The sequence below is a fragment of the Stenotrophomonas sp. 80084_Sma genome (genome assembly GCF_056481995.1).
In genome coordinates this window covers 4678988-4705345 of the sequence record NZ_CM151177.1, presented here as the reverse complement: position 1 = coordinate 4705345, position 26358 = coordinate 4678988, and the positions used below count along the sequence as shown (strand labels likewise).

Below are 26358 nucleotides of genomic sequence, written 5' to 3'. Positions count from 1 at the left end.
ACGATCGCCACAAAGGCGCGTATTTTGACCGCCACTTAACAACCGATCCCGAATGACGTGATGCATTTCGCATCGTCACCGTCGGTCGGTATGCTGTGCCGCATGCAGCCAAAGAAATACGCCCTGCCGCTGATGGTCCTGTCGCTGGCCGCCACCTCCGTGGCCCACGCGCGCGGCACCATCGACAAGGTGGACATCAAGGGATTGGACAAGGGCGACGACGCCGCAATCATCGAGAACATCCAGGAATCGCTGTCGCTGTACGACACGATCGGCAAGGAACAGGGCGAATCGCGCCTGGAGTACCTGCTGTCACAGGCCGAGCGGCAGACCCGCCAGGCACTGGAACCGTTCGGGTACTACAACCCGGTGATCAAGGTCGAGGCGCCGCGCGAGGACGAGCACGTGCGCGTGCTGATCCATGTCGACAAGGGCACCCCGGTGACCGTCCGCCGCGAGCACATCGACATCACCGGGCCGGCGATGTACGACCAGTACCTGCAGGACGATCTGGCCGCGTTCAAGCCGCGCAAGGGCCAGCGTTTCGAACATACGCAGTACGAAGCCAGCAAGATCACCGTCACCCGTCGCCTGGCCGAACGTGGCTATTTCGATGCCGACTACACCCAGCGTCAGGTGCAGATCACCCGTGCCGACAACGCCGCCGACATCGACCTGACCTGGGACAGCGGCCGCCGCTACAACATGGGACCGGTGCGTTTCGAGCAGGACTACTTCGTCGACAAGCTGTTCGATCCGCTGGTGTACTGGGAACAGGGCAGCTACTTCCACGAGGGCAAGCTGGACCGGCTGCGCGAGTCGCTGACCAAGCTGGACTACTTCAGCGTGATCGACATCCAGCCGCGGCCCGACCAGGCCGATGCGAACGGCGAAGTGCCGGTGGATGTGAAGCTGACCCGTGCCAAGCGCACCATCTACACCGCGGGTCTGAGCTACGGCAGCGAAAGTGGCCCGGGTGTGCGCGGTGGCATCGAACGGCGGTGGCTGAACAACCGCGGCCACAAGATGAACACGCAGCTGGACTATGCGCAGAAGCGCAAGAGCCTGGTCACCAGCTACCGCATTCCGGCCTTCAACTGGCTTGATGGCTGGTACACCTTCGCTGCCAGCGCCTACGACGAGCAGACCGACTACATCGACCTGCGCAACTTCAAGCTGATCGCCAGCCGCAGCGGCGAGATCAACGAACACTGGACCGCGATCGCCTCGATCAACGCGCTGCGCGAGCGCTGGCGCTATGCCTCCGGCACCGAATTCACCGACGCGGTCTACAACACCTCGACGCTGGTGTACCCGCAGATGGTCGCCGACTACGTCAACGTCGATGACGAACTGTTCCCGCGCAAGGGCATCAGCGGTACTGCGACGATGCGTGCCGGCGTTGAGGGTGCCGGTTCGGACACCAGCTTCGTGCAGGCCAATGCCGTGCTGCGCTGGTACATCCCGGTGGGCGAAAGCAACCGCCTGATCCTGCGCGGCGAGGGTGGCACCACCTGGACCAGTGATCTGGTGGCGATGCCGCCCAGCCTGCGCTACTTCGCCGGTGGTGACCGCAGCATCCGCGGCTATGCCTATCGCGAGGTGGGCCCGCGGACCCCGGCACCGGACAAGTACGCGCTGGGCGCCAAGAACCTGGTGATCGGCTCGGCCGAGTACGAGCACTATTTCAATGGTGGCCCTTGGGGTGCGGCGGTGTTCGTCGATACCGGCAGCGCCTTCGACAACACCATCGATCTGCATACCGGCGTCGGCTTCGGCGTGCGCTGGAAATCGCCGGTGGGCCCGGTGCGCGTGGATATCGCGCATGGCTTGAACAACCCGGATTCGCAGTTCCAGCTGTACCTCAACATCGGAGCGGACCTGTGAGTACGCCCGCACCCACTCCGAACCCGACCACGCCGCCGCGCGTGCGCTTCTACCGCCGCCGCCGCTTCTGGGCCTGGTCCGGTGTGGGCGTGCTGGGCCTGGTGCTGCTGGCCCTGCTGGCGGTGTACTGGCTGCTGCAGACCGTGGCCGGCCGTGACGTGCTGCTGGCGCAGGTGGTGGCACGGCTGCCGGTGGGCGCCAGCTTCACCTGGGACAAGGTGGACGGCCCGGTGGCCGGTCCGCTGACCCTGTACAACGTCGACTTCCGCTACGACGACATCCATTTCCACGCCGAGCGCGCCCATCTGGAGCCGGACCTGCGCCCGCTGCTGGGCCGCAAGCTGCTGCTGGACAAGCTGGAGCTGACCAACGCGACGTTGAACCTGGCCAAGAGTGACGAGCCGTTCAAGCTGCCGTCGTGGCCGGATTCGCTGCCGCAGATCGAAATGCCGTTGGCGATCCAGGCCGATGCCATCGCCATCGACGGCTTCCGCATCAGCCAGGCCAACGAGCCGGTGATCGACATCAGTCGCGTGCGCGGCGGCATCGAGATCGCCAATGGCGAGTTCCAGGCACACAAACTGGTGGTGGACAGCGACATGGGCAATTTCACCGCCCAGGGTCGTTACATCCCGGCCAAGGACTACGACACCGATGTGACCGTCACCGCGGTGCTGCCGGCGCCGCGTGGCCGCACGGCCGCCACCGTCGGCCTGGTCGCGCGCGGTGACCTGTCGCACATGGAAGTGGCCGTAGCCGGGCGCGCGCCGAAGCCGCTGCACGCGATGCTGGTGTTCGATGGCCGCACCGATCCGAGCTGGAGCGCCAGCATCCGCAGTGACGAGCTGGATCTGGCGCTGCTGTCGCCGGCACTGGCCAGCTCGGCGATCGCGCCGCTGGCACTGGACTTCACCGCCGCCGGCAAGGGCGGCAACGCCAACCTGCGTGGCAAGGTGAAACAGGGCGATCAGGAACTGGAACTGGCACCGTCGGTGGTGTCGCTGCAGGACCAGGTGCTGAAAGTCTCACCGCTGCTGGTGAAGGGTCTTGGCGGTGAGGCGCGGCTGGAAGGCACCGCCGATTTCAGCCAGGAAGACCAGCAGAAGCTCAACTTCTCGGTGGTCGCACATGACCTGACCTACGTGCCAGCGGCGGACCCGAACACCGCCGGCAGCGCCCCGGTGCCGGTAACCTTGAAGGAAGCACGCTTCGGCCTGGCCGGTACCCTGAAGGCCTGGGCGGCGATCGGCCGCGCCGAGGTCGAGCGCGACGCGCAGAAGGCACAGCTGCACTTCGATGTGCGCGGCAACGATCAGGCCGCGTCGATCCACCAGCTGCAGGCGCAGACCCCGGGTGGCCAGCTGCAGGTGGAAGGCCAGGTGGCGTGGGCACCGCAGCTGGACTGGGATGCCAAGGCCACACTGAAGGACTTCGACCCCGGCTATTTCGTGCCGGGCTGGAATGGCCGCCTGTCCGGCAACCTGGCCTCCAAGGGCCGCCAGCTGCCGCCGCCGGCAAACGCACCGCCGGGTACCGCCGGCACGTTGGAAGCCACGGTCGATCTGCCGTCGCTGAAGGGCGTGCTGCGTCAGCGCAACCTGGACGCGCAGGGCAAGTTCGCGCTGCAGGGCGCGCAGGGCCAGGGTGACCTGAAGCTGTCGCTGGGCAGCAGCCGGGTGACCGCTTCGGGCAAGGTCGGTGACCGCCTCGACATCGATGCGCGTTTCGAACCGCTGCAGCTGAGTGACCTGCTGCCGGGCGCCGATGGCGGCCTGCGTGGTCAGGTACAGGTGAAGGGCCCGCGCGATGCGCCGGACATCACCGCCGACCTGGTCGGCAACAACCTCAACTGGGACGGCTACGGCGCCGAGAGCGTGAGCATCAAGGGCCACCTGCCGTGGCGCGGCGACAGCGGCACGCTGGCGATCCAGGGCCAGCAGGTCAATGCCGGCATGCTGCTGGAACGCTTGAATGTGGATGCGCAGGGCAGTGTCTCCAACCTGCGCCTGGCCGCGCAGACCCGCAATGAGATGGGCGCGATCGAGCTGCAGGGCAGCGTGCGCCAGCAGGGCGCGCAGTGGCGCGGCGAGCTGGCCGCGCTGCGCATCGCACCGGTGAAGGGCGATGCCTGGTCGCTGCGTGCACCGGCGGCGTTCGCGATCAACGGCAGCAACTACACGCTGGGCGAAGCCTGCCTGGCCGCTGCCAGCAGCGGCACACTGTGCGCACAGGCCAACTGGCCGCGCGAGGGCCTGGTGGTGCGCAGTGATGCGCTGCCACTGGCGCTGGTGCAGCCGTGGTTGCCGCCACAGTCCGGCCGTCGCATCTACCTGCGTGGCGATGTCAGCCTGGATGCGCAGATCCGCCCGCGCGGCAACGCCTGGGAAGGCCATGTGGAAGTGCGCTCGAAGGAAGGCGGCGTGCGCCTGGGTGAGAACCGCAATGCCGTGGGGGACACCACCCGTGGCGAGCTGGTGCGCTACGACCAGTTCTCGCTCAAGCTCGACATGACCCCGGCCAGCATCAAGGGCTACCTGGGCATGGGCTTCCAGGGCAACGGCTTCGTCGATGCCAGGATGCAGACCGGTTGGGAAGCCAGCGCGCCGTTGAACGGCGAGCTCTATCTCAACATGTCGCGGCTGTACTGGCTGGAGCTGTTCTCGCCGGACATCGTGCGACCGACCGGCCTGATCGAAGGCCACGTCAGCCTGCGCGGTACGCGTGGCCAGCCCTCGCTGGGCGGTGACGCGCAGCTGAGCAACTTCAAGGGTGAATTCCCGGCGCTGGGCCTGACCTTCGACCAGGGCAAGGGCAGCTTCGTGGCCCAGCCCGACGGTTCGGCCAAGATCACCGCGCAGGCCAACTCCGGCCAGGGCACGCTGTACGTGGATGGTGGCCTGTCGTGGTTCGGCGATGCACAGCCGCTGCAGTTGAAGATCCACGGCGACAACGTGCTGCTGTCCAACACCAGCGAGCTGCGCATCGTCGCCAATCCCAACCTCGACTTCACCCTGGCCAAGGCCGCGATGGAGCTGCGTGGCACCGTGCACGTGCCCGTGGCCGACATCGATCTGGAGCGCCTGGACCGCGGCACCTCGGTGTCCGAAGACGTGGTGGTGCTCGACCCGGCCGATCCGGAAGAGTCGCGTACCTCGCCGCTGGACATGGAGCTGACCGTCAGCCTCGGTGACAAGGTGAAGATGACCGGCTTCGGCCTGAAGGGCGCGCTGACCGGCAAGATGCAGGTCTGGGCCAAGCCTGGCCGCGAGATGACCGCCAATGGCGGGCTGGAAGTGAGTGGCCGCTACAAGGCGTACGGGCAGGACCTGACCATCACCCGCGGCAACCTCACCTGGAACTACAACGCGGTGTCCGACCCGCGCATCAACATCCGTGCCGAGCGCCGGATCGGTGATGTCACTGCTGGTATCGACGTGACCGGGCGTGCGCAGCAGCCGCGTGCGGACGTGTGGTCTGACCCGGCGATGTCGCAGTCCGAAGCCCTGGCTTATCTGGTGCTGGGACGCAGCCTGACCGGCGCCAGCAGCGACCAGACGCAGCAGGTCAATGCGGCCTCGGCGGCATTGTCGGCCGGCAGCGGCCTGCTGGCCTCGCAGCTGGGTGCCAAGCTGGGCCTGGACGATGCCGGCGTGAGCCAGTCGCGCGCGCTGGGTGGCTCGGTGATCGGCGTCGGCAAGTACATCTCGCCCAAGCTGTACGTCGGTTACGGCGTGTCGCTGGTCGGTGCCGGTTCGGTGATCACGCTGAAGTACCTGCTGCGCCGCGGCTTCGATGTGGAAGTGGAATCGAGCACGGTGGAAAACCGTGGGTCGATCAACTGGCGGCGGGAGAAGTAACGATGCGGTAGTGCCGGCCGCTGGCCGGCAACTGCACCGTATCTCCCGAGTTGCGTGGGTTGCCGGCCAGCGGCCGGCACTACCGTGCACGACGCCCCCAACCATCGGCCGTTGCCCCTTCCGCCCCCAGCGGCTATGGTCCCGGGCTGTTCTGTCGTACCGGATTGCCCCATGTCACCACGCAAAGCCCTTCCCACCGCCCTGGCCCTGGGCCTGACCCTCGCCGCCGGCGCCCACGCCGATGAAGGCATGTGGATGCCGACCCAGCTGCCGGAGCTGGCCAAGCCGCTGCAGGCCGCAGGCTTCAAGGGCAATCCGGCCGACCTGGCCAATGTCACCGCACCGCCGCTGAGCGCGGTGGTGCGTGCCGGTGGCGGCACCGGCTCGTTCGTATCGTCGGACGGCCTGCTGCTGACCAACCACCACGTGGCGATGGGCGTGATCCAGTACAACAGCTCGCCCGAGCACGACCTGATCAATGGTGGCTTCATCGCCAAGGACCGCGCCGACGAGCGCCCGGCCAACCCGGACTTCCGCGTGCTGGTCACCGTCGGCTTCGACAAGGTGACCGACCAGGTGCTGGCGCAGGCGCGTGGCAAGACCGGCCGTGCCTACTTCGATGCGGTGGATGCGGCCAGCAAGCAGATCGTGGCCGAGTGCGAGAAGGACGGCAGCGTGCGCTGCTCGGTGGCCAACATGTACTACGGCACCGATTTCTACCGCATCGCGCAGCTGGAACTGAGCGACGTGCGATTGGTCTACGCGCCGCCGCGTGCGATCGGCAACTACGGCGACGAGATCGACAACTTCATGTGGCCGCGCCACACCGGCGACTTCACCCTGCTGCGCGCCTATGTCGGCAAGGACGGCAAGCCGGCCGCGTACAGCAAGGACAACGTGCCCTACCAGGCGCCGGCGCACCTGCAGATGTCGGTGGAAGGTCCGAAGGAAGGTGACTACGCGATGCTGGCCGGTTACCCGGGCATCACCTATCGCCACCGTACCGCGGCCGAATTCGCTGGCCAGATCGATACCGTGCTGCCGCGCCGCGTATCGGTGTTCCAGCAGATGATCGACACCATCGAGGCCGCCAGCGCCAAGGACGCGCAGGCGCGCACCCGCTACGCCTCACAGCTGCAGTCGCTGAAGAACAACCGCAAGCGCGCCGCCGGTGAGCTGGAAGGCCTGTTGCGCAGCGACGCCAAGGCCCAGCGTGCCGCCGACGAGACGGCGATGCTGGCTGCCACCGACCGCAAGTACCAGGGCGACATCAAGGCGCTGCTGACCAACCTGTCGCAGGGTGCGGCGGTGGGCGAGCGTGACCTGCTGCTGGACCAGATGGCCGCACAGAGCCAGCTGCTGCGCTCGGCGCTGCTGCTGGAACGTCTGCGTATCGAATCTGCCAAGCCGGACGCGCAGCGCGAGAGTGGTTTCCAGCAGCGCGACCAGGCGATGATCGAAGGCGTGCTCAAGCAGGTCCAGCGCCGTTACGCGCCGGAGGTCGAGAAGGCGCTGCTGACCACCCTGCTGACCCGTTACCAGCAGCTGCCGGACGCGCAGCGCGTGGCCGAGTTCGATACGGCCTTCGGCCGTACCCCGGAGCAGCTGGCGAAGGCACTGGACACCCTGTACGCCGGCACCCAGCTGGGTGAGGAGGCACAGCGCCTGTCCCGTTTCGCTGCTGCGCGCGAAGGCAAGGCGCTGGCTGCCGATCCGCTGATCACCGTGGCCGCCCCGCTGGTGGCCGCGCAGCTGCGCATCGAGAACGAAAGCAAGACCCGCGAAGGCGAGCAGCTGCGCCTGCGCCCGGCCTACATGCAGGCGCTGTTCGCCTGGCGTGCCAAGCAGGGCCGCGCGGTGTACCCGGATGCCAACCGCACCCTGCGCATCAGCTACGGCAAGGTCGAAGCGCTGCATCCGCGCGACGGCGTGACCTACTCGCCGGTGACCACCGTGGTCGGCATCGTCGAGAAGAACACCAACGCCTATCCGTTCGATGCGCCGAAGCCGCTGCTGGCCGCGATCGCCAAGGGTGACTTCGGCAGCACCGCCGACCCGGCGCTGAAGACCCAGACGGTCAACTTCCTGACCAACCTGGATACCACCGGCGGCAACTCCGGCTCGCCGGTGCTCAACGCCAAGGGCGAACTGATCGGCCTGAACTTCGACAGCAACTGGGAATCGGTCAGCGCCAGCTGGTGGTTCGACCCGCGCTACAAGCGCGCCGTGCACGTGGACATGCGCTACCTGCGCTGGCTGCTGGCCAAGGTCTACCCGGCGCCGGAACTGCTGAAGGAAATGGGCGTGCCGGCCCAGTAAGAAGCCGGCCACGACCAATGGTCGTGGCCCGCACCGCGTAGGCCCCCACCTTGGTGGGGGTGGTTGTCCCCAACGAGCCCGCACCCCCGGCCACGCCTGGCCTACACTGCGGGTTCTTCCGACGGAAACGCGCGCGTGGTCTCCAGCTGGATCCTGCTGCTGGTCTCGGTTGCCTATGCCGCGCTGCTGTTCGGCGTGGCGTGGTGGGGTGACCGTCGGCCGATGTACCCCGACCGGCCGTGGCTGCGGCCGGTGGTCTACAGCCTGGCACTGGCCGTGTACTGTTCGTCGTGGACGTTCTACGGTGCGGTCGGTACCGCCGTGCGCAACGGCGTGGGCTACCTGCCGATCTATATCGGTCCGTTGCTGCTGCTGTTGTTCGGCTGGCGCATCATCGAGCGCCTGGCGCTGATCGCACGCAGCCAGAACGTGGTGTCCATCGCCGACTTCATCTCTTCGCGCTTCGGTCGCTCGCGGCGGCTGGCGGCGCTGGTTGCGATCATCGCGCTGATCGGCATCATTCCGTACCTGGCCCTGCAGTACAAAGCAGTGGCGATGAGCCTGCAGGTACTGACCGGCAACACCGGCCCCACTGGCTTCTTCACCGATCCCGCGCTGTACGTGGCGCTGCTGATGGCGTTGTTCGCCACCCTGTTCGGTACCCGCCAGGTCGATGCCACCGAACACCATCACGGCATGATGCTGGCGATCGCCTTCGAATCGGTGATCAAGCTGTTGGCGATGCTGGCCGTGGGCGTGTTCGCCTACCTGTGGCTGAGCAACCGCACCGACGCGGTGGTTGAATCGGTGCATACGCTGTTCACCGGCCTGCCGCCGGTGGGCTTCATCTCGCAGACCCTGCTCAGCTTCCTCGCCATCATCTGCCTGCCGCGCCAGTTCCACGTGGCCGTGGTCGAGTGCGGCGATGTGCGCGATGTGCGCCGCGCGCGCTGGATGTTCGGCGGCTACCTGGTGCTGATCTCGGGCATGGTGCTGCCGATCGCCACCGCCGGCGTGACCCTGTTCGGTACCGGCGGCAGCGTCGCCGACGACTCGATGGTGCTGGCCCTGCCGCTGGCCGAAGGCCGCAATGCGCTGGCGTTGATCGCCTATGTGGGCGGCTTCTCGGCGGCCACCGGCATGGTGATCGTGTCGTCGATCGCGCTGGCCACCATGGTCAGCAACGATCTGGTGATGCCGGTGCTGCTGCGTCGCAGTGGCGACCATCAGGAGGCCGCCGACGTCGCCTCGCGCGTGCTGTGGATCCGCCGCCTGGCGATCCTGCTGCTGGCGCTGATGGCCTACAGCTACTACCGCACCAGCAGCAACGACAGCACGCTGGCCTCGTACGGCCTGATGGCGTTCGCGGCGGTGGCGCAGTTCGCGCCCGGCCTGATCGGCGGCCTATACTGGCGCGGTGCCAGCCGGCGCGGCGTCGAGGTGGGCATGCTGCTCGGCTTCGCCACCTGGCTTTACACCCTGCTGCTGCCTGCGATGACGATGGCCGGCTGGGTCGATGCTGGCTGGGTGCAGCACGGCCCGTTCGGCATCGAGTGGCTGCGCCCGCAGCAGCTGTTCGGCATGACCGGCTGGGACCCGCTGACCCACGGCACCTTCTGGTCGCTGCTGGTCAACGCGGCGACGATGATGCTGGTGTCCGCGCGCTGGCGGCCCGGTGTCGACGAGCGGCTTCGCGCCGCGCCGTTCCTCGATCCGTATGCCGAGCGTCCGTCGGTGGCCGGTGGCTGGCCCGGTCACGTGCACGTGGGTGACCTGCTGGCACTGGCCTCGCGCGTGGTTGGCGAGCGCCATGCGCGGCGTTCGTTCTTCGAGCAGGCGCAGTCGCTGGGCCGCGAGCTGCAATCCTCGGCGCCCGCGGACCGGCCGTGGGTGCAGTTCACCGAGCGCCTGCTGGCCGCCTCGATCGGTGCGGCGTCGGCACGCCTGCTGCTGACCAGCCTGCTGCGTGGCTCGGGCATGGATCTGGGCGAAGTGGTGGCCGTGCTGGACGAAGCCGGGCAGGAGCTGCGCTTCAACCGCGAAATCCTGTCGACCACGCTGGAGAACATCAGCGCCGGGGTCAGCGTGGTCGATCCGGACATGCGGCTGACCGCATGGAATCGCCGCTACCAGGACATGTTCGGCTACCCCGACGGCATGCTCTACGTGGGCCGCCCGGTGGCCGACCTGATCCGCTACAACGCGGAGCGCGGCGAGCTGGGCGAGGGTGATATCGAAGTGCAGATCAACCGCCGCATCGGTTACATGCGTGCCGGTTCACCGCATGTGTTCGAGCGCACCCGCAGCGATGGCAAGGTGATCGAGATGCGTGGCCAGGCGCTGCCCGGCGGCGGTTACGTGACCAGCTACAACGACATCACCGACTACAAGCACGCGGAAAAAGCACTGCTGGAAGCCAACGAGACGCTGGAACAGCGCGTGGCCGAGCGCTCGCATGAGGCCGAGGTCGCGCAGCAGTCGAAGACCCGTTTCCTGGCGGCGATCAGCCACGACGTGCTGCAGCCGTTGAACGCGGCGCGCCTGTTCGCCTCGGCACTGCGCGACAGTGATCACGTGAGTGACGAGCAGAAGCATCTGGCCGAGCGTGTGGACGCTTCGTTGCGTGCGGCCGAAGAGCTGCTCGATGGCCTGCTGGATGTGTCGCGGCTGGATGCCGGCGGCCTGCATCCGGTGATCGGCGAGTTCGACGTGAGCGCATTGATGCGCGAACTGGCCGCGCAGTACACCCCGGTCGCCGCCGGCCGTGGCCTGCGCCTGGACCTGTTCGCGCGCCCGGCATGGGTGCGCAGTGACCGCCGCCTGCTGCGCCGCGTGCTGCAGAACTTCCTGGCCAATGCGCTGCGCTACACCCGCCAGGGTCGCATCGTGCTGGCCGTGCGCCAACGCGGCGACGAAGTGGAGCTGCAGGTATGGGATACCGGTCCCGGCATTCCCGAGCACCACATGCGGCAGATCTTCGACGAGTTCCATCGCTACCAGCAGCCGTTCGACTGGGGTGAACAGGGGCTGGGCCTGGGCTTGTCGATCTGCCAGCGCATCTCCCGCCTGCTCGACCATCGCCTCAACGCGCGCAGCCGGGTTGGCAAGGGGTCGATGTTCTCGATCATCCTGCCGCGGGTGGCGCCGCTGCCGGGCTACACAGAGCTGGTCACACCTGCACAGAACGTAGCCGCACCAGTGCGCAGCGATTCGCTGGCCGGCCTGCGCGTGCTGTGCGTGGACAACGACGAAGAGATCCTCGATGGCATGCGCGCGTTGCTGGGCCGCTGGCAGGTGCAGGTGATCACCGCTGCCACCGTCGACCAGGCGCTGGAGAAGATTGCCGAGCGCCCGCAGGTGATGCTGGTGGATTACCACCTGCACGACCGCATGGACGGCCTGGATGCGCTGGTAGCGCTGCGCGAGGCGGCCGGTTACCCGCTGCCGGGCGCACTGCTGACCGCCGATGGTCGCGACGAGCTGAAGCGGATGGCGCGCGAACGCGGCTACCGCGTGCTGACCAAGCCGATCAAGCCGGCCTCGCTGCGCGCCTTCCTGGGCGCGCTGCGCGATGCGCAGTAGTGCCTGCCGCCCGGCGGTAGATCCACGCCATGCGTGGATGTGATGCACTGGTAGTGCCGGCCGCTGGCCGGCAACCACGCAATCGCTCGCCTCCGGCAAGTTACCCCAGGCCGTGCAGGTGTTCGTACAGGATCGTCGCGCCGATGATCACCAGGATCACGCCGCCGATGATCTCGGCACGCTTGCCGACCATGCTGCCCAGCACGCGGCCGAGCATGATGCCGACAGTGACCATGGTCAGCGTGCACAGGCCGATGACCGCTGCCATCACGCCGATATGCACGTCCATGAAAGCCAGGCCGATGCCCACCGCCATCGCGTCGATGCTGGTGGCGAATCCGGTCAGCGCCAGCTTCCAGAACCCGTGGTGCTGCGAGGGGTCTTCGTCTTCGTCGGCACTGTCCGGGCGCAGGCCGTTGTAGATCATGTGGATGCCCAGCGCGCCGAGCAGGCCGAAGGCGATCCAGTGGTCGAAGGCTTCGACGTACTGCAGGGCGGCGCGGCCGAGCAGCCAGCCGATGATGGGCGTGATCGCCTCGATGACGCCGAAGATGATGCCGGCACGCAGTGCGTCGCGGAACACCGGCTTGCGCATGGCCGCACCCTTGCCGATCGCCGCGGCGAAGGCATCGGTGGACATGGCAAAGCCGATCAGGAGGATCGAAATGGGGGACATGGGCGGCGGCTGAGGTCGGGCTAGGACGGACGCACGGCCTGCGCTCGCGCCCAACCTGACGTTGCGCGCGCGGGCCGCTGGTCTCGCCAACCATCATGGTTGTCCACGCCACGGCGCACTGGCCGAGTATGTTGACGTGGACGATTCCTGCGTAGGAATCCGGCTACTCCCCAAGGGGACGCGCAGCTTAGCATCGCGATTCACGCGCGGCGCATTTCCAGCGAAACGCGCAGGCAGGGCTGGTTTGTATAGCGATGGCTATATCGAGAGCGCAGCGGTGCCTGGTAGTGCCGGCCGCTGGCCGGCAGGTGCACCATCAAAAGCGTGCCAAGCAAGCTTGGCACCTACCGGAGCAGTGCCTGATGGTGCTGTGCCATGCCTGGAGGCCTGGGACCATCCGGACAGCCTTCGCGAACGAAAGCGATCAACGTGCGGATACTTTCGATTCTGTTGAGGGCAGGGTGAGAGGTTGCTCATCGGCTGGGCGGGTCATTGAACTGATCTGGAACTGACACCAGTCACCCATGATCTGCAGATTCGCAACCCGCTGCGGATCGTCCTCCCCGCTGGGCCCCACTGCACGAATGCGCAATGCAGCGATGCTTCTCTCGAGATCGTCGACATGGGTGAACAACTGCTCATTGGCTGCATATTCAAGATCGGCGAAGAGCCGCTGGTACCTTGAATAGCCGAGATCAGGCATGAACCTGCCACTCACGCGCCAGGATTCATATCGGAAGCACTGGACTACACCAATCTTCAAGCCGTCGGTATCGATCAGTGTCCAGGTGTCCATCGTTCCGGGCGGGAAGTTGGAACTTCCAGCTTGAGACCGAATCCATCATCCCGCCAGAGCTGATTGCGTCATCGGCGGGGCTGGGCAAAAGTGCCAAGCAAGCCTGGCACCTACCGAAGCGATTTCAGGCGGCTTCAGGCCAATGCCGGCCAGCGGCCGGCACTACCTTCAGTCTTCTTCCGGCGGCAGCACGATGGCGTCGTCGTCGATCGCCAGCTTGCCGGCCATCAGCACGGCCTGGGTGCGGTTGGTCACGCCCAGCTTGCGCAGGATGGCGGTGACGTGGGCCTTGATCGTCGCTTCGGACACGTTGAGGTCGTAGGCGATCTGCTTGTTCAAGCGGCCGGCGCCGAGCATCTGCAGCACGCGGAACTGCTGCGGGGTCAGCTCGCGCAGGCGCTGGCCGACTTCGCGTTCCTCGCTGCCGGTGGGCGGCACGTTGTGCGCTTCCGGCGGCGCCCAGGTCTCGCCATCGAGGATGGTGCCCAGTGCGTGGCCGATGGTGTCCGAATCCGCAGACTTCGGAATGAAGCCCAGCGCGCCATGGTCGAGCGCGCGGCGCATCACCGTGGCTTCTTCGCGCGCGGACACCACCACCACCGGCAGCTGCGGATGCAGCGAGCGCATGTGCACCAGCGCGTTGAAACCCTGCGCACCGGGCATGTTGAGATCCATCAGGACCAGGTCGGCGTCGTTGTGCTGGTCGGCCAGCGCGTACAGCGCTTCCACGCTGTCGGCTTCGAACAGCTGCACGCCGGGGATGACCCGCTGTACCGCCCCACGCAGGGCTTCGCGGAACAGCGGGTGGTCATCGGCAATCAGGAGGGTGGTCATGGGTCGAGCTTATCGATCAGGAAAAAGAGCGACGTGATGGCAGGTGCAGGACGGGTCGGACACGGCCGGGTCCCTCCTCCCGGCCACGTCCCTGGCGCGTCCTGCGCCTGCGGTCACGCCATCAGCGCACCTTGCGCTCGTCCACCAGCGACGCCACCACCGACGGATCGGCCAGGGTCGAGGTGTCGCCAAGCTGGTCCGGTGCGTTCTCGGCGATCTTGCGCAGGATGCGGCGCATGATCTTGCCCGAGCGGGTCTTCGGCAGGCCCGGCGCCCACTGCAGGTGGTCCGGCGTGGCGATCGGGCCGATCTCCTTGCGTACCCAGGCGACCAGTTCCTTCTGCAGCTCGTCGCTCGGCGCCTCTTCGGCCACCAGGGTGACGTAGGCGTAGATGCCCTGGCCCTTCACGTCGTGCGGGAAGCCGACCACGGCCGCTTCGGCCACCTTCGGGTGCGAGACCAGCGCGCTTTCCACTTCGGCGGTGCCGATGCGGTGGCCGGACACGTTGATCACATCGTCCACGCGGCCGGTGATCCAGTAGTAGCCATCTTCGTCGCGGCGGCAACCGTCGCCGGTGAAGTAGCTGCCCGGGTAGGTGCGGAAATAGGTATCGATGAAACGCTGGTGGTCGCCGTACACCGTGCGCATCTGGCCCGGCCAGGAATCACGGATGATCAGGTTGCCCTCGGTCGGGCCGTCCTGGATCTCGCCATCGGCATTGACCAGCGCCGGCTGCACGCCGAAGAAGGGCAGGGTGGCCGAGCCCGGCTTGAGGTCCATCGCGCCGGCCAGCGGCGAGATCAGGATGCCGCCGGTTTCGGTCTGCCACCAGGTATCGACGATCGGGCAGCGGCTGTCGCCGACCACTTCGTAGTACCAGCGCCAGGCTTCCGGATTGATCGGCTCGCCGACGCTGCCGAGCAGGCGCAGCGACGCGCGCGAGGTCTTCTTCACCGGCTCTTCGCCTTCGCGCATCAGTGCGCGGATGGCGGTCGGGGCGGTGTAGAAGATGCTCACCTTGTGCTTGTCGATGACGTTCCAGAAGCGCGAGGTGTCGGGGTAGTTCGGCACGCCTTCGAACATCAGCGAGGTCGCGCCGTTGGCCAGCGGGCCGTACACGATGTAGCTGTGGCCGGTGACCCAGCCGACGTCGGCGGTGCACCAGTAGATGTCGTCCTCGCGCAGGTCGAACACCGCTTCATGGGTGTAGGCCGCATACAGCAGGTAGCCACCGGTGGTGTGCAGAACGCCTTTCGGCTTGCCGGTGGAACCGGAGGTGTAGAGGATGAACAGCGGGTCTTCCGCGTTCATGCGTTCCGGCTCGCAGCTGGCCGGCTGGCTGTCCACCACGTCGTGGAACCAGCGGTCGCGCGGTGCCTGCATGTCCACCGCGCCGCCGGTGTGACGCACCACCAGCACGGTTTCGACGGTATTGGTGCCGGGCAGCTTCAGCGCGGCATCAACATTGGCCTTCAGCGGAATCCTGCGACCACCGCGCAGGCCCTCGTCGGCGGTGATGATCAGCTTGCTCTGGCAGTCGCTGACACGGTCGGCGATCGAATTCGGGGCGAAGCCACCGAACACCACCGAGTGGATCGCACCGATGCGCGCGCAGGCCAGCATGGCCACGGCAGCGTCGACGATCATCGGCAGGTAGATGGTGACCCGGTCGCCCTTCTTGACGCCCAGGTTGCGCAGCGCGTTGCCGAGACGGCAGGTGCGCTCGTACAGCTCGCGATAGGTCACGTGCTGGGCCGGCGCGTCCGGGCTGTCCGGCTCGAACAGCAGGGCCGTCTTGTCGCCGCGCTTTTCCAGCTGGCGGTCCAGGCAGTTCACGCTGGCGTTGAGCTCGCCATCCTCGAACCACTTGATGTGGAAGTCGGACAGGTCGTAGCTGACGTTCTTGATCTTCGTCGGCTTGCGCGACCAGTCCAGCCGCTCGGCGGCCTTGCCCCAGAACGCATCCGGATCGGACACCGAGGCCTGGTACTGCTGTTCATAGGACGTCTTGTCGATGCGTGCCTTGGCGGCGAACTGCGGATCGACGGGGTAGATATCAGCCATGGCACCCTCACTTGCACGTTGACTTTGTATGTGCGGTCGCAGCATCGCAGCGACCGATCCCCCTCAGTTTGCCCCATCCACCCCCGCCCGCGTCACCACCTTGCTTAGACCATGGTCGAAAGTGAGCGTCCTGCAGGGCCGGGTTCGACCAATGGCGAATAGCCGGTGTGCGTGAACGCCCCGCAGTCTCGGCTCGACCGTGCCCCACGCGCGGCATCACCTTGCCACTTGGGAGAGAGGGCAACATGAGCCACCGTACGTTGAAAGCCGTGCGCAAACCTTTGGCGGCCTGCCTGTTGGTCGCCCTGGTCGCACCGGGCATGGCGTTCGCAGAGACCGCCAAAGAGAAAGCGCTGGAAGCACGCGTTGCCGAACTGGAACGCCAGGTCCAGGCGCTGCTGTCTTCGCAACAGCAACAGCAGACCCAGATCAGCCAGACCCAGCAGGCCGTAACCGAAGTCCGCACCGTGCAGGCCGAGCAGAAGCCGGTCGCCTCGGTGCCGACCGGCAAGCAGCCGATCCAGGTCACCACCATCACCCCGGGCGCCGCGCCGGGCACCACGGTCAAGATCGGCGGCTTCATCAAGGCCGACTTCCTCGCCACCCAGACCAGCGATGGCCAGCTGGCCGACGACGCCACCGGCCGCTCGCTGTACCTGCCGGGCCAGACGCCGGTGGAAGGCGCCGGCGGCAGCGGCAAGCGTTCGGGCACTGACTTCAACGCCCATGCCAAGTTCTCGCGCTTCAACCTGGGCATCGACAACGTGAGCGAATCGGGCAACAAGGCCGGTGCGTTCTTCGAGATGGACTTCTTCGGCAATTCGCTGGGCAACCAGACCGCGACCAATACCTACGGTGTGACCCTGCGCCACGCCTACATGTACTGGAACAACTGGATGGCGGGCCAGACCTGGTCCAACTTCATGGACGCGGCCGCACTGCCGGAAGCGGTCGACTTCGTCGGACCCACCGACGGCGTGATCTTCGTGCGCCAGGCCCAGGTGCGCTACACCCAGGGTGGCTTCAGCGTCGCGCTGGAAAACCCGGAAACCACCACGCTCACCGGTACCCGTAACCCGGTTACCGGCGCCTGGACCAACGCCAGCGCCAACTCCGATCGTGGCAGCCTGCCTGATCTGACGATGCGCTATGGCTGGAAGGGCAACTGGGGCACGTTCGGCGTCGGCGGCATCGTCCGTCAGTTGAAGGTCGACAACCAGGCCACCGGCGCCAAGGCCGACAAGGTGGCCGGCGGCCTGACCCTGGGCGGCAAGTGGGTGATGGGTGACAGCGATTCGCTGCACTACCAGCTGACCGGCGGCGAAGGCATCGCCCGCTACATTGGCCTGGGCATCACCGCCGACAGCGCCTACGACGTGGCACGCGACGAGCTCAACCCGACCGGCGTGCTTGCCGGCTACGTGGGCTGGCGGCATGCGTTCTCGCCGAAGCTGCGCACCAACCTGATCTACGCGCGCAGCGACTACGACAACGACAGCATCCTCGGCCCGCTGGTGACCAAGAGCGTGCAGAGCATCCGCGGCAACATCTTCTACTCGCCGCTGCCCAAGGTCGATATCGGCGCCGAGCTGATGTACGGCCGTCGCGAAGTGGAGAACGGCAACAAGGGTGACATCACCCGGTTGCAGTTCACCACGAAGTACAGCTTCTAAGAGCGTGCCGGCCAGCGGCCGGCACCTACCGAATTGTGTGCCGACCAACGGTCGGCACCCACCGACCCAGGTCGGCATCTACAGAGGGAAAACGTCCCATGTCCAGCACTGCATCCAGCCCGCACAATGCGGCGGGCACCCTGACCAAGGGCCACAAGAAGGTCATCTTCGCCTCGAGCCTCGGTACGGTCTTCGAGTGGTATGACTTCTTCCTGTACGGCTCACTCGCCGCCATCATCGCCAAGCAGTTCTTCAGTGGCGTCAATGAAACCACGGGCATGATCTTCGCCCTGCTGGCGTTCGCTGCCGGCTTCTTCGTGCGTCCGTTCGGTGCGGCCTTCTTTGGCAGCCTCGGCGACCGCATCGGCCGCAAGTACACCTTCCTGGTCACCATCCTGATCATGGGCATCTCGACCTTCCTGGTCGGTGTGTTGCCCAACTACGCCTCGATCGGTTTCGCCGCACCGGTGATCCTGATCATCCTGCGCCTGGCCCAGGGCCTGGCAATGGGCGGCGAGTACGGCGGTGCCGCCACCTACGTGGCCGAGCATGCGCCGGACGACAAGCGCGGCCTGTACACCAGCTTCATCCAGTGCACCGCCACGCTCGGCCTGTTCATGTCGCTGCTGATCATCCTGGCCTGCCGCTACTTCCTCGGCAACGAAGCCTTCGAAGCCTGGGGCTGGCGTATTCCGTTCCTGGTCTCGATCCTGCTGCTGGGCGTGTCCGTGTGGATCCGCCTGCAGCTGAGCGAATCGCCGCTGTTCCAGCAGATGAAGTCCGAGGGCAAGGGTTCCAAGACCCCGTTCCGTGACAGCCTGAAGGGCGGCAACCTGAAGCTGATGCTGCTGGTCCTGCTCGGCGCTGCGGCTGGCCAGGCGGTGGTCTGGTACGGCGGTCAGTTCTACGCGCTGTTCTTCCTCAGCAGCATGCTGAAGGTCGATGCCACCACCTCCTACCTGCTGATCGCGGCCGCGCTGGCACTGGGCGTGCCGTTCTTCATCTTCTTCGGCTGGCTGTCCGACCGTATCGGCCGCAAGAAGATCATCCTCGCGGGCTGCCTGCTGGCCGCCGTCACCTACATCCCGATCTTCAAGGGCCTGACCCACTTCGCCAACCCGGCCATCGAAGAAGCCCGCAGCAGCTCGCCGGCCCTGGTCGTGGCCGATCCGGCCACCTGCTCGTTCCAGTTCGATCCGGTCGGCCTGCGCAAGTTCACCAGCTCCTGCGACGTGGCTACCGCCGCGCTGACCAAGGCCGGTGTGCCGTACGACGTGCAGCCCGCCGCCGCCGGTTCGCTGGCGATGGTGAACGTGGGCAGCGCCAGCGTCACCTCGTATGAGGCCGCCGGCCTGACCAAGGAAGACGGCAAGGCCAAGGCCGATGCGTTCGGTGCGGAACTGAAGACCGCCCTGACCACCGCCGGCTACCCGGCCAAGGCCGATGGCGCACGCATCAACATCGCCGGCACGATCTTCATGCTGTGGCTGCTGGTGCTGTACGTGACCATGGTCTACGGCCCGATCGCCGCCTACCTGGTCGAACTGTTCCCGACCCGCATCCGCTACACCTCGATGTCGCTGCCGTACCACATCGGCAACGGCTGGTTCGGTGGCTTCCTGCCGGCGATCTCGTTCGCGCTGGTGGCCGGTACCGGCAACCTGTACTACGGCCTGTGGTACCCGATCATCATCGCGCTGATGTCGGTGGTGATCGGCGGCTTGTTCCTGCGCGAGACCAAGGACGTGGATATCACCAAGTAACCGGCGTGCCGACCAACGGTCGGCACCCACCGGGTTTCAGGGGCCGCGGTGCAGACCGCGGCCCTCTTTTTGGTAGTGCCGGCCGCTGGCCGGCAAATGCACGATGTCTGCCGGAGATCCATGGGGCTGCCGGCCAGCGGCCGGCACTACCTTTGCGTTGCACAGCACGCCGTATAGTCGGCCCATGACCACCACCGCCCCAGCCGACCTTCCCGCCGTCCTGCTCACCCTCCGCAGTGCGTGGCAGGCCCAGCGCCCCTCGCTCGACCAGCGCGAAGCCGACCTGCGCCGCCTGCGCGAGGCGCTGAAGCCGCGCCTGGACGAGATGGCCCAGGCCATCGCCGAGGACTTCGGCCATCGCGCCCACGTCGAATCGAAGCTGGCCGATGGCATGAGTGTGCTGTCGGCCATCGACCACCTGCGCCGTCACCTGCGCCGCTGGTCGAAGCCGCAGCACGTCGGTGCCGGCTGGCGGCTGTGGCCGGCGCGCGCGCAGCTGCGGCCGACGCCGCTGGGCGTGGTCGGGGTGATCTCGCCCTGGAACTATCCGGTTACGCTGGCATTGGTGCCGCTGGTCACCGCCATTGCCGCCGGCAATCACGTGTTGCTCAAGCCCTCCGAACACACGCCGTGCACCAGCGCGTTCCTGGCCGATCTGCTGGCCAGCGTGTTCCCGCCCGATCGCGTGGCGGTGGTGCAGGGTGGGGCGGATGTGGCCGCGGCGGTGTCGTCGCTGCCGCTGGACCATCTGCTGTTCACCGGCTCGACGGCGGTTGGCCGCAAGGTGATGGCGGCCGCCGCCGAGCATCTGGTGCCGGTCACGCTGGAACTGGGCGGCAAGTCGCCGGCGATTGTCTGTCGCGATTTCCCGCTGGATAAAGCCGCAGCGCGGCTCGCCACCGGAAAATGGTTCAACGCCGGGCAGACCTGCATCGCGCCGGATTACGTGCTGATCGACACCGCGCGCCAGCGCGAGTTCGTGCAGGCGCTGCAGCAGCAGGTGCGCGAGCGCTACGGCGATTTCAGCAGCGCCGACGACTACACGCGCATCATCAACGAAGGCCAGTACCGGCGCCTGCAGGGTTATCTGGCGCAGGCGCGCGAACGCGGTGTGCCGGTGATTCCGCTGGCTCAGGTGGACGATGCGCGCGCTGATCGTGAGCGGCTGCTGGTGCCCACTGTGGTGCTGGACCCGCCGGACGACCTGGACCTGATGCGCGAGGAGATCTTCGGGCCGATCCTGCCGGTGCGGGCGTACCCGGATCTGGATGCGGCGCTGGCCGACGTGCTGTCGCGCGACCGGCCGCTGGCGCTGTATCCCTTCAGCCATGACACGGCGACGGTGGAGCGCATCCTCGGCCAGGTGGTGGCCGGTGGGGTGACGGTGAATGACACGCTGCTGCATTTCGCCGCCGATGGTCTGCCGTTTGGCGGGGTAGGGGCCAGCGGCATGGGCGCGTACCACGGCCGGGCCGGGTTCGATGCGATGAGCAAGCGGCTGCCGGTACTGTGGCAGTCGCGCTGGGCCGCCAGCGACCGGCTGCGGCCACCATATTCGAAGATTGCGGGGTTGTTGAAGTTCCTCTTGCGGTGATCGGGTTCCGGTAGTTGCCAACCTTGGTTGGCACACGGTGATTGCTGGCGCCAACCAAGGTTGGCGTCTACCGGGGTATAGGGGCGCCCATCAGGGCCCACCCGGGTAGAATGCCCCCATGAAGATCGCCTCGTGGAACGTCAATTCGCTCAATGTCCGCCTGCCGCACCTGGAGCAGTGGCTCAAGGAGTTCGGCCCGGACATCGTCGGTATCCAGGAAACCAAGCTGGAGGACCACAAGTTCCCCGATTCGGCGCTGATCGCCGCGGGCTACCGCAGCGTGTTCGCCGGCCAGAAGACCTACAACGGCGTGGCGCTGCTGTCGCGTGAGCCGGCGCAGGACGTGCAGATCGGCATTCCCGGCTTCGAGGACGAGCAGAAGCGCGTCATCGCCGGTACCTTCGGCGACCTGCGGGTGATCAACCTGTACGTGGTCAACGGCCAGGACATCGGCACCGACAAGTACGAGTACAAACTGCGCTGGCTGGAGGCGGTACATGCCTGGATCGCCGAAGAACTGCAGCGGCACCCGAAGCTGATCGTGATGGGCGATTTCAACATCGCCCCGGACGCGCGCGATGTGCACGACCCGGAGGTGTGGAACGAGAACCACATCCTGACCTCCACCGCCGAGCGCGGCGCGCTCAACAAGCTGCTGCAGCTGGGCCTGCACGATGGCTTCCGCCTGCACAACGACGAGACCGGTGTGTTCAGCTGGTGGGATTACCGTGCCGCGGGCTTCCGCCGCAACCTGGGCCTGCGCATCGACCTGACCCTGGTTTCCGACGCGCTGAAGGGCAGTGCGGTGGCCTCGGGCATCGACCGTGAGCCGCGTACCTGGGAGCGCCCGAGCGACCATGCGCCGGCGTGGGTGCAGTTGGGTTGAACGAACGGGGCCCGACGATTGCCGGGCCCGTTCTGAAACGTCTGCCGGCCAGCGGCCGGCACTACCCTCAGATCACCGTATGCTCTTGCGGGTGAACAGGTTGACGATTGCCAGCAGGATCACCGCACCGATCAGCGAGAACAGGAAGGTGCGGATGGTGATCGCTTCGTTGATGCCGCCGCCGAACAGCCAGCCGGAAATCAGCGCGCCGACGATGCCGACCACGATGTTGAGGATGATGCCCTGCTGGGCATCGCGCTTCATGATGATGCTGGCCAGCCAGCCTACGATGCCGCCGACGATCAGCCAGATGATGATGCCCATGATCGAACCTCCGGTGGGGAACTGTGACCAGTTGACGCGCAGGGCTGTGAACCCGTCGTGGAATTGCGTGATGGGCGCGTGCGGATGAGCCTGCCAGCCACCCTCGACGGCCCGTGGCGCTTCGGTCCGGTGACGGTCTGGCGGCGCCCGCACGTGCCGGGCCACCGCGGCGAACCGCAGGCGCGGCAGGTGCTGGCGCAGGCTCTGGGCGCCGACCCGGACACGCTGCCGCTGGTCCGCGATGACAAGGGCCGGCCGGAGCTGAGCGGCGCGTTGGCCCACTACGGCACCGGCTGGAGCCACAGCGGCGAGGTGCTGCTGGTGGCGCTGGGCGAGGGCGTGCGGTTGGGCGTCGACCTGGAACTGCTGCGCCCGCGGCCGCGTCTTCTGGAAATCGTGCAGCGCTTCTTCCACCCCGAGGAAGTGGCCTGGCTGGAAAGCCTGGACGAGGCCGGGCGCGAGCACTGGTTCTTCCGCGTGTGGTGCGTCAAGGAGGCCATCCTGAAGGCGCACGGGCAGGGCATCTCGTTCGGCCTGCACCGCCTGCAGTTGGCACCGGGGGCCGATGGCGCCCTGCACCTGCGCTGGTGCGACCCGGAACTGGGCGAGGCCGCGCGCTGGCACCTGCACGAATGGCAGGCCACCGGCCAGTTCCGTGCGGCATTGGCCTGGTATCCACACTGAAGCGGGGAATCAGCGCGCAAAACCGGCGATAATGGCGGCATGAGCGAACACCCACTTCCCGCCAGCGTGGCTGCCACGCTGGAACAGGGCCTGGCCAGCATGGGCCTGGACGCCGCGCTGGCGCCGCCGCTGCTGCGTTACCTGGCCCTGCTGCACCGCTGGAACGGCACCTACAACCTCACCGCCATCCGCGATCCGCAGGAGATGGTCACCCGCCACCTGCTCGATTCACTGGCGATGCAGCCGTTCGTGGCCGATGGCAGCCTGGCCGACCTCGGCACCGGTCCCGGCTTGCCCGGCATCCCGCTGGCGATCGCCTGCCCGGGCCTGCAGGTCACCCTGGTGGAGAGCAACGGCAAGAAGGCGCGCTTCATGCGCGAGGCCGTGCGCCAGCTCGGTCTGGGCAATGCCCGCGTGGCCGAATCGCGCGCCGAGGCGCTGGACGAAGCTGGCCACTACGACCAGCTGACCGCGCGTGCGATGGACACCCTGGCCGGCATCGTCCGCGTCGGTGGCCATCTGTTGCGCCCCGGCGGCGTGCTGTTGGCCATGAAGGGCGTCTACCCGCATGAAGAGATCGCGGAGCTGCCGGCTGGCTGGCAGGTGCGCGAGGTGACCCCGTTGAGCGTGCCCGGCCTGGCCGGCGAACGCCACCTGGTCACTGTTACAGGTCCCTGATTCCCGTCGCCAGCCCCTTGTGGAACAAGAGGTTGGCGATCCACGATTTCCGCAAGGGCCCGGTTGTACGCATAATGACCGGTCCCAGCACACGTCGACGAGGCACACCCGCATGGCCCGCATCATCGCCATCGCCAACCAGAAGGGTGGCGTCGGCAAGACCACGACCGCCGTCAACCTGGCCGCTTCCCTGGCCAACGCACCCAAGCGCGTGCTGTTGGTCGACCTGGATTCGCAGGGCAACGCGACCATGGGCAGTGGCGTGGACAAGCGCGAGCTGGTCTCCTCCACCTACGATCTGCTGCTGGGCGAGTCCAGCGCCGCCGATGTGCGCGTGCAGACGGCCGAAGGCTACGACCTGCTGCCGGGCAACATCGACCTGACTGCGGCCGAGATCCAGCTGATGGCGCAGAGCGAGCGCGAGCAGCGCCTGAAGCGCGCGCTGGCACCGATCCGCGACGAGTACGACTACATCCTGATCGACTGCCCGCCGGCGCTGTCGCTGCTGACGCTCAACGCGCTGGCCGCCGCCGATTCGGTGATCGTACCGATGCAGTGCGAGTACTACGCACTGGAAGGCCTGAGCGCGCTGGTGGAAACCATCGAAGCGCTGCGTGCCAACCTCAACCCGGCGCTGGAGATCGAAGGCGTGCTGCGCACCATGTTCGATGTGCGCAACAACCTGGCCAACGCGGTCTCGGCCGAGCTCACCGAGCACTTCGGCGACCGCGTGTTCCGCACCATCGTGCCGCGCAACGTGCGCCTGGCCGAGGCACCCAGCCATGGCCAGAGCATCGTCGGCTACGACCGCGCCTCGCGCGGTGGCGTGGCCTACCTGGGCCTGGCCGGCGAGATCATCCGCCGCAACAACGAACGCAACAAGGCCGGCAAGGCCGTGGAGACCGTCTGATGACCAGCAGCAAGCCGGCAGCCAAGAAGCGAGGCCTCGGCCGTGGCCTGGATGCCCTGCTGGGTCCCAAGGGTGCGGTCAGCCAGGTGCAGGCCAGTACCGCGGTGATCGAACCGCTGCCGGGTGAGGTGCTGCGCAAGCTGGCCGTCGGCCAGCTGCAGCCGGGCAAGTACCAGCCGCGCCGCGAGATGGACGAGGGCAAGCTCTCCGAGCTGGCTGATTCGATCAAGTCGCAGGGCGTGATCCAGCCGATCCTGGTGCGCCAGCTGCCGGCGGGCAACTACGAGATCGTCGCCGGTGAACGCCGCTGGCGCGCCTCGCAGCTGGCCGGCCTGGACGAAGTGCCGGTGGTGGTGCGCGAGCTGGAAGACCGCACCGTCATCGCGATGGCGCTGATCGAGAACATCCAGCGCGAAGACCTCAACCCGCTGGAAGAAGCCGAAGCGCTGCAGCGCCTGATCAGCGAATTCACCCTGACCCATGCCGAGGCCGCCGAGGCCGTCGGCCGCTCGCGCGCGGCGGTGTCCAACCTGCTGCGCCTGCTGGAGCTGCCGGTGGCGATCCGCCTGCTGCTGGAAACCCGTCGCCTGGAAATGGGCCACGCCCGCGCGCTGCTGACCCTGGCCCCCGAGCTGGCTGGCAAGCTGGCGCAGGAAGCGGCCGATGAAGGCTGGTCGGTGCGCGAGGTCGAGCGCCGTGCGCAGGCCTTCGCGGCCGGCAAGGTGCCGAGCAACCGCCCGGTGGCCACGCCGAAGGTGCAGCAGGCCGACATCGCCTCGCTGGAAACCGAGCTGTCCGAAGCCCTGGGGGCCAAGGTGGCGATCAACCATGGTCGCGGCGGCAAGGGCAAGCTGATCATCCACTACACCGACCTGGATACCCTGGACGGCGTGCTGGAAAAGCTGCGCACGCGCCAGGGCTGAGCCCGGCGCAGTGACAGGGGGCGCGGCCCGTTCCTGCCGTGTCCCGCGAATGACAGGGAACGTACCGCCGCGCGCGCCGTGGGATGTACTGCCTTCCGGCCCGTGGCCTCATCCAGGGAGCAGGACATGAGCAACGAATACGAGTACGAGGACGTCAGCCCGGACGGTACCCAGATACTGAGGCACCGGCGCGAAAAGGATTTTGTGCTCGCCATCGGCGAAGAGCAGCACATCGAAGCGATCAGCGGCCATATCGAGCGCCATCTCGGACCGATCGCCACGGTCCTGCACGAACTCATTTCCGACCTGGTGCACATTGACGTGCACGTGGTGCCGGCCAATGACCACTGCCCGTACCTGCGCCTGGTCACCTCCGGCATGAGCGACCTGCCGATGACCGTGCCCGCCGACGTGGACGCGGACGTGCCGCGCTACATGGAGCTGATGGTGACCCTGCCGGCCGACTGGCCGATGTCCCAGGACGCCTTCGAGGACGAGCGCAATTACTGGCCGGTGCGCCTGCTGAAGGGCATGGCGCGGTTGCCGCATGAGTACGACACCTGGCTGGGCTTCGGCCACACCATTCCCAACGGCCATCCCAGCGAGCCTTATGCGCCCGGAGCAGGCTTCGACGGTGCCATCGTGCTGATGCCGGTGACTGCTCCGGAGGACTTCGCCACGCTGGAGCTGGAGGATGGCAGGACCATCAGCTTCATGAGCCTGGTTCCGCTGTATCCGGAAGAGATGGACCTGAAGCTGAAGAAGGGCGCCGACGCCCTGCTCGACCGCTTCGATGCGAAGCAGATCAACGATGTGATCGAGCCGGGCCGCGTCAACGTGGCGAAGAAGCGTTTCGGTTTGTTCTGAGACCGGTAACATCAGGGGCCTGAATTTCTGCTTCCGGGCC

Annotated in this window: 18 protein-coding genes and 1 riboswitch; of the genes, 13 read left to right on the top strand and 5 right to left on the bottom strand. The window is 66.9% G+C overall.

Features of this window, described 5'->3' with window-relative positions:
* The first annotated feature begins 90 nt into the window (after positions 1-90).
* From ACZK3W_RS21585 to ACZK3W_RS21570, 4 genes are all read left to right on the top strand, one after another.
* Positions 91-1887: an autotransporter assembly complex protein TamA gene (locus ACZK3W_RS21585; protein WP_080291770.1), complete on the top strand. Its 1797-nt coding sequence runs from the start codon at positions 91-93 to the stop codon at positions 1885-1887.
* Positions 1884-5744, top strand: a complete 3861-nt coding sequence (locus ACZK3W_RS21580; protein ID WP_478450268.1) for a translocation/assembly module TamB domain-containing protein — start codon at positions 1884-1886, stop codon at positions 5742-5744. The genes ACZK3W_RS21585 and ACZK3W_RS21580 overlap by 4 nt, the downstream gene beginning before the upstream one ends.
* A 171-nt stretch (positions 5745-5915) precedes the next feature.
* The gene (locus ACZK3W_RS21575) at positions 5916-8063 is read left to right on the top strand and encodes a S46 family peptidase (protein ID WP_180837850.1); all 2148 of its coding nucleotides are present in this window, start codon (positions 5916-5918) and stop codon (positions 8061-8063) included.
* A gap of 135 nt (positions 8064-8198) precedes the next feature.
* On the top strand, positions 8199-11645 hold the full coding sequence (locus ACZK3W_RS21570) for a hybrid sensor histidine kinase/response regulator (protein ID WP_253145833.1): 3447 nt from the start codon (positions 8199-8201) through the stop codon (positions 11643-11645).
* Positions 11646-11745: 100 nt separating this feature from the next.
* On the opposite strand, the gene ACZK3W_RS21565 is transcribed toward ACZK3W_RS21570, so the two are convergent.
* From ACZK3W_RS21565 to acs, 4 genes are all read right to left on the bottom strand, one after another.
* A complete protein-coding gene (locus ACZK3W_RS21565) occupies positions 11746-12321 on the bottom strand; it encodes a manganese efflux pump MntP (RefSeq protein WP_032128462.1) in 576 nt (191 codons plus the stop codon).
* Positions 12322-12409: 88 nt separating this feature from the next.
* Positions 12410-12499, bottom strand: a riboswitch (yybP-ykoY riboswitch).
* A gap of 246 nt (positions 12500-12745) precedes the next feature.
* Entirely contained in the window at positions 12746-13117 is a 372-nt protein-coding gene (locus ACZK3W_RS21560; protein ID WP_125893301.1) for a hypothetical protein, read from the bottom strand.
* 168 nt (positions 13118-13285) lie between these two features.
* Complete coding sequence (locus ACZK3W_RS21555; RefSeq protein ID WP_005420420.1) at positions 13286-13951, bottom strand: response regulator transcription factor; 666 nt, start codon at positions 13949-13951, stop codon at positions 13286-13288.
* Between the two features lie 121 nt (positions 13952-14072).
* Positions 14073-16016, bottom strand: a complete 1944-nt coding sequence (gene acs / locus ACZK3W_RS21550) for an acetate--CoA ligase (RefSeq protein WP_478450267.1) — start codon at positions 16014-16016, stop codon at positions 14073-14075.
* 245 nt (positions 16017-16261) lie between these two features.
* Here acs and ACZK3W_RS21545 point away from each other — a divergent pair, with 245 nt between their 5' ends.
* The 4 genes from ACZK3W_RS21545 to xth all read left to right on the top strand — a co-directional run bounded on the left by ACZK3W_RS21545 (position 16262) and on the right by xth (position 21932).
* Positions 16262-17689: a DcaP family trimeric outer membrane transporter gene (locus tag ACZK3W_RS21545; protein ID WP_046983432.1), complete on the top strand. Its 1428-nt coding sequence runs from the start codon at positions 16262-16264 to the stop codon at positions 17687-17689.
* A gap of 98 nt (positions 17690-17787) precedes the next feature.
* Entirely contained in the window at positions 17788-19452 is a 1665-nt protein-coding gene (locus ACZK3W_RS21540; protein ID WP_049399160.1) for an MFS transporter, read from the top strand.
* Between the two features lie 184 nt (positions 19453-19636).
* On the top strand, positions 19637-21046 hold the full coding sequence (locus tag ACZK3W_RS21535) for a coniferyl aldehyde dehydrogenase (protein ID WP_478450266.1): 1410 nt from the start codon (positions 19637-19639) through the stop codon (positions 21044-21046).
* A gap of 118 nt (positions 21047-21164) precedes the next feature.
* Positions 21165-21932: an exodeoxyribonuclease III gene (xth, locus tag ACZK3W_RS21530; protein WP_293795634.1), complete on the top strand. Its 768-nt coding sequence runs from the start codon at positions 21165-21167 to the stop codon at positions 21930-21932.
* Positions 21933-22004: 72 nt separating this feature from the next.
* Here xth and ACZK3W_RS21525 read toward each other — a convergent pair whose 3' ends face one another.
* A complete protein-coding gene (locus tag ACZK3W_RS21525; protein WP_005411656.1) occupies positions 22005-22256 on the bottom strand; it encodes a GlsB/YeaQ/YmgE family stress response membrane protein in 252 nt (83 codons plus the stop codon).
* A gap of 84 nt (positions 22257-22340) precedes the next feature.
* On the opposite strand from ACZK3W_RS21525, the gene ACZK3W_RS21520 reads away from it, so the two are divergent.
* The 5 genes from ACZK3W_RS21520 to ACZK3W_RS21500 all read left to right on the top strand — a co-directional run bounded on the left by ACZK3W_RS21520 (position 22341) and on the right by ACZK3W_RS21500 (position 26318).
* Positions 22341-22940, top strand: coding sequence for a 4'-phosphopantetheinyl transferase family protein (locus tag ACZK3W_RS21520; RefSeq protein WP_049399162.1), 600 nt, complete (start codon positions 22341-22343; stop codon positions 22938-22940).
* A 39-nt stretch (positions 22941-22979) separates the two neighbouring features.
* Positions 22980-23618, top strand: a complete 639-nt coding sequence (gene rsmG / locus ACZK3W_RS21515) for a 16S rRNA (guanine(527)-N(7))-methyltransferase RsmG (RefSeq protein ID WP_012512505.1) — start codon at positions 22980-22982, stop codon at positions 23616-23618.
* Between the two features lie 112 nt (positions 23619-23730).
* Positions 23731-24528 carry a ParA family protein gene (locus ACZK3W_RS21510; protein WP_012512504.1) on the top strand — a complete coding sequence of 266 codons (798 nt, stop codon included), beginning with the start codon at positions 23731-23733 and terminating at the stop codon, positions 24526-24528.
* Positions 24528-25451, top strand: a complete 924-nt coding sequence (locus tag ACZK3W_RS21505) for a ParB/RepB/Spo0J family partition protein (protein WP_106469530.1) — start codon at positions 24528-24530, stop codon at positions 25449-25451. The genes ACZK3W_RS21510 and ACZK3W_RS21505 overlap by 1 nt, the downstream gene beginning before the upstream one ends.
* Before the next feature lie 126 nt (positions 25452-25577).
* The gene (locus ACZK3W_RS21500) at positions 25578-26318 is read left to right on the top strand and encodes a suppressor of fused domain protein (protein ID WP_071229452.1); all 741 of its coding nucleotides are present in this window, start codon (positions 25578-25580) and stop codon (positions 26316-26318) included.
* Positions 26319-26358 lie beyond the last annotated feature (40 nt).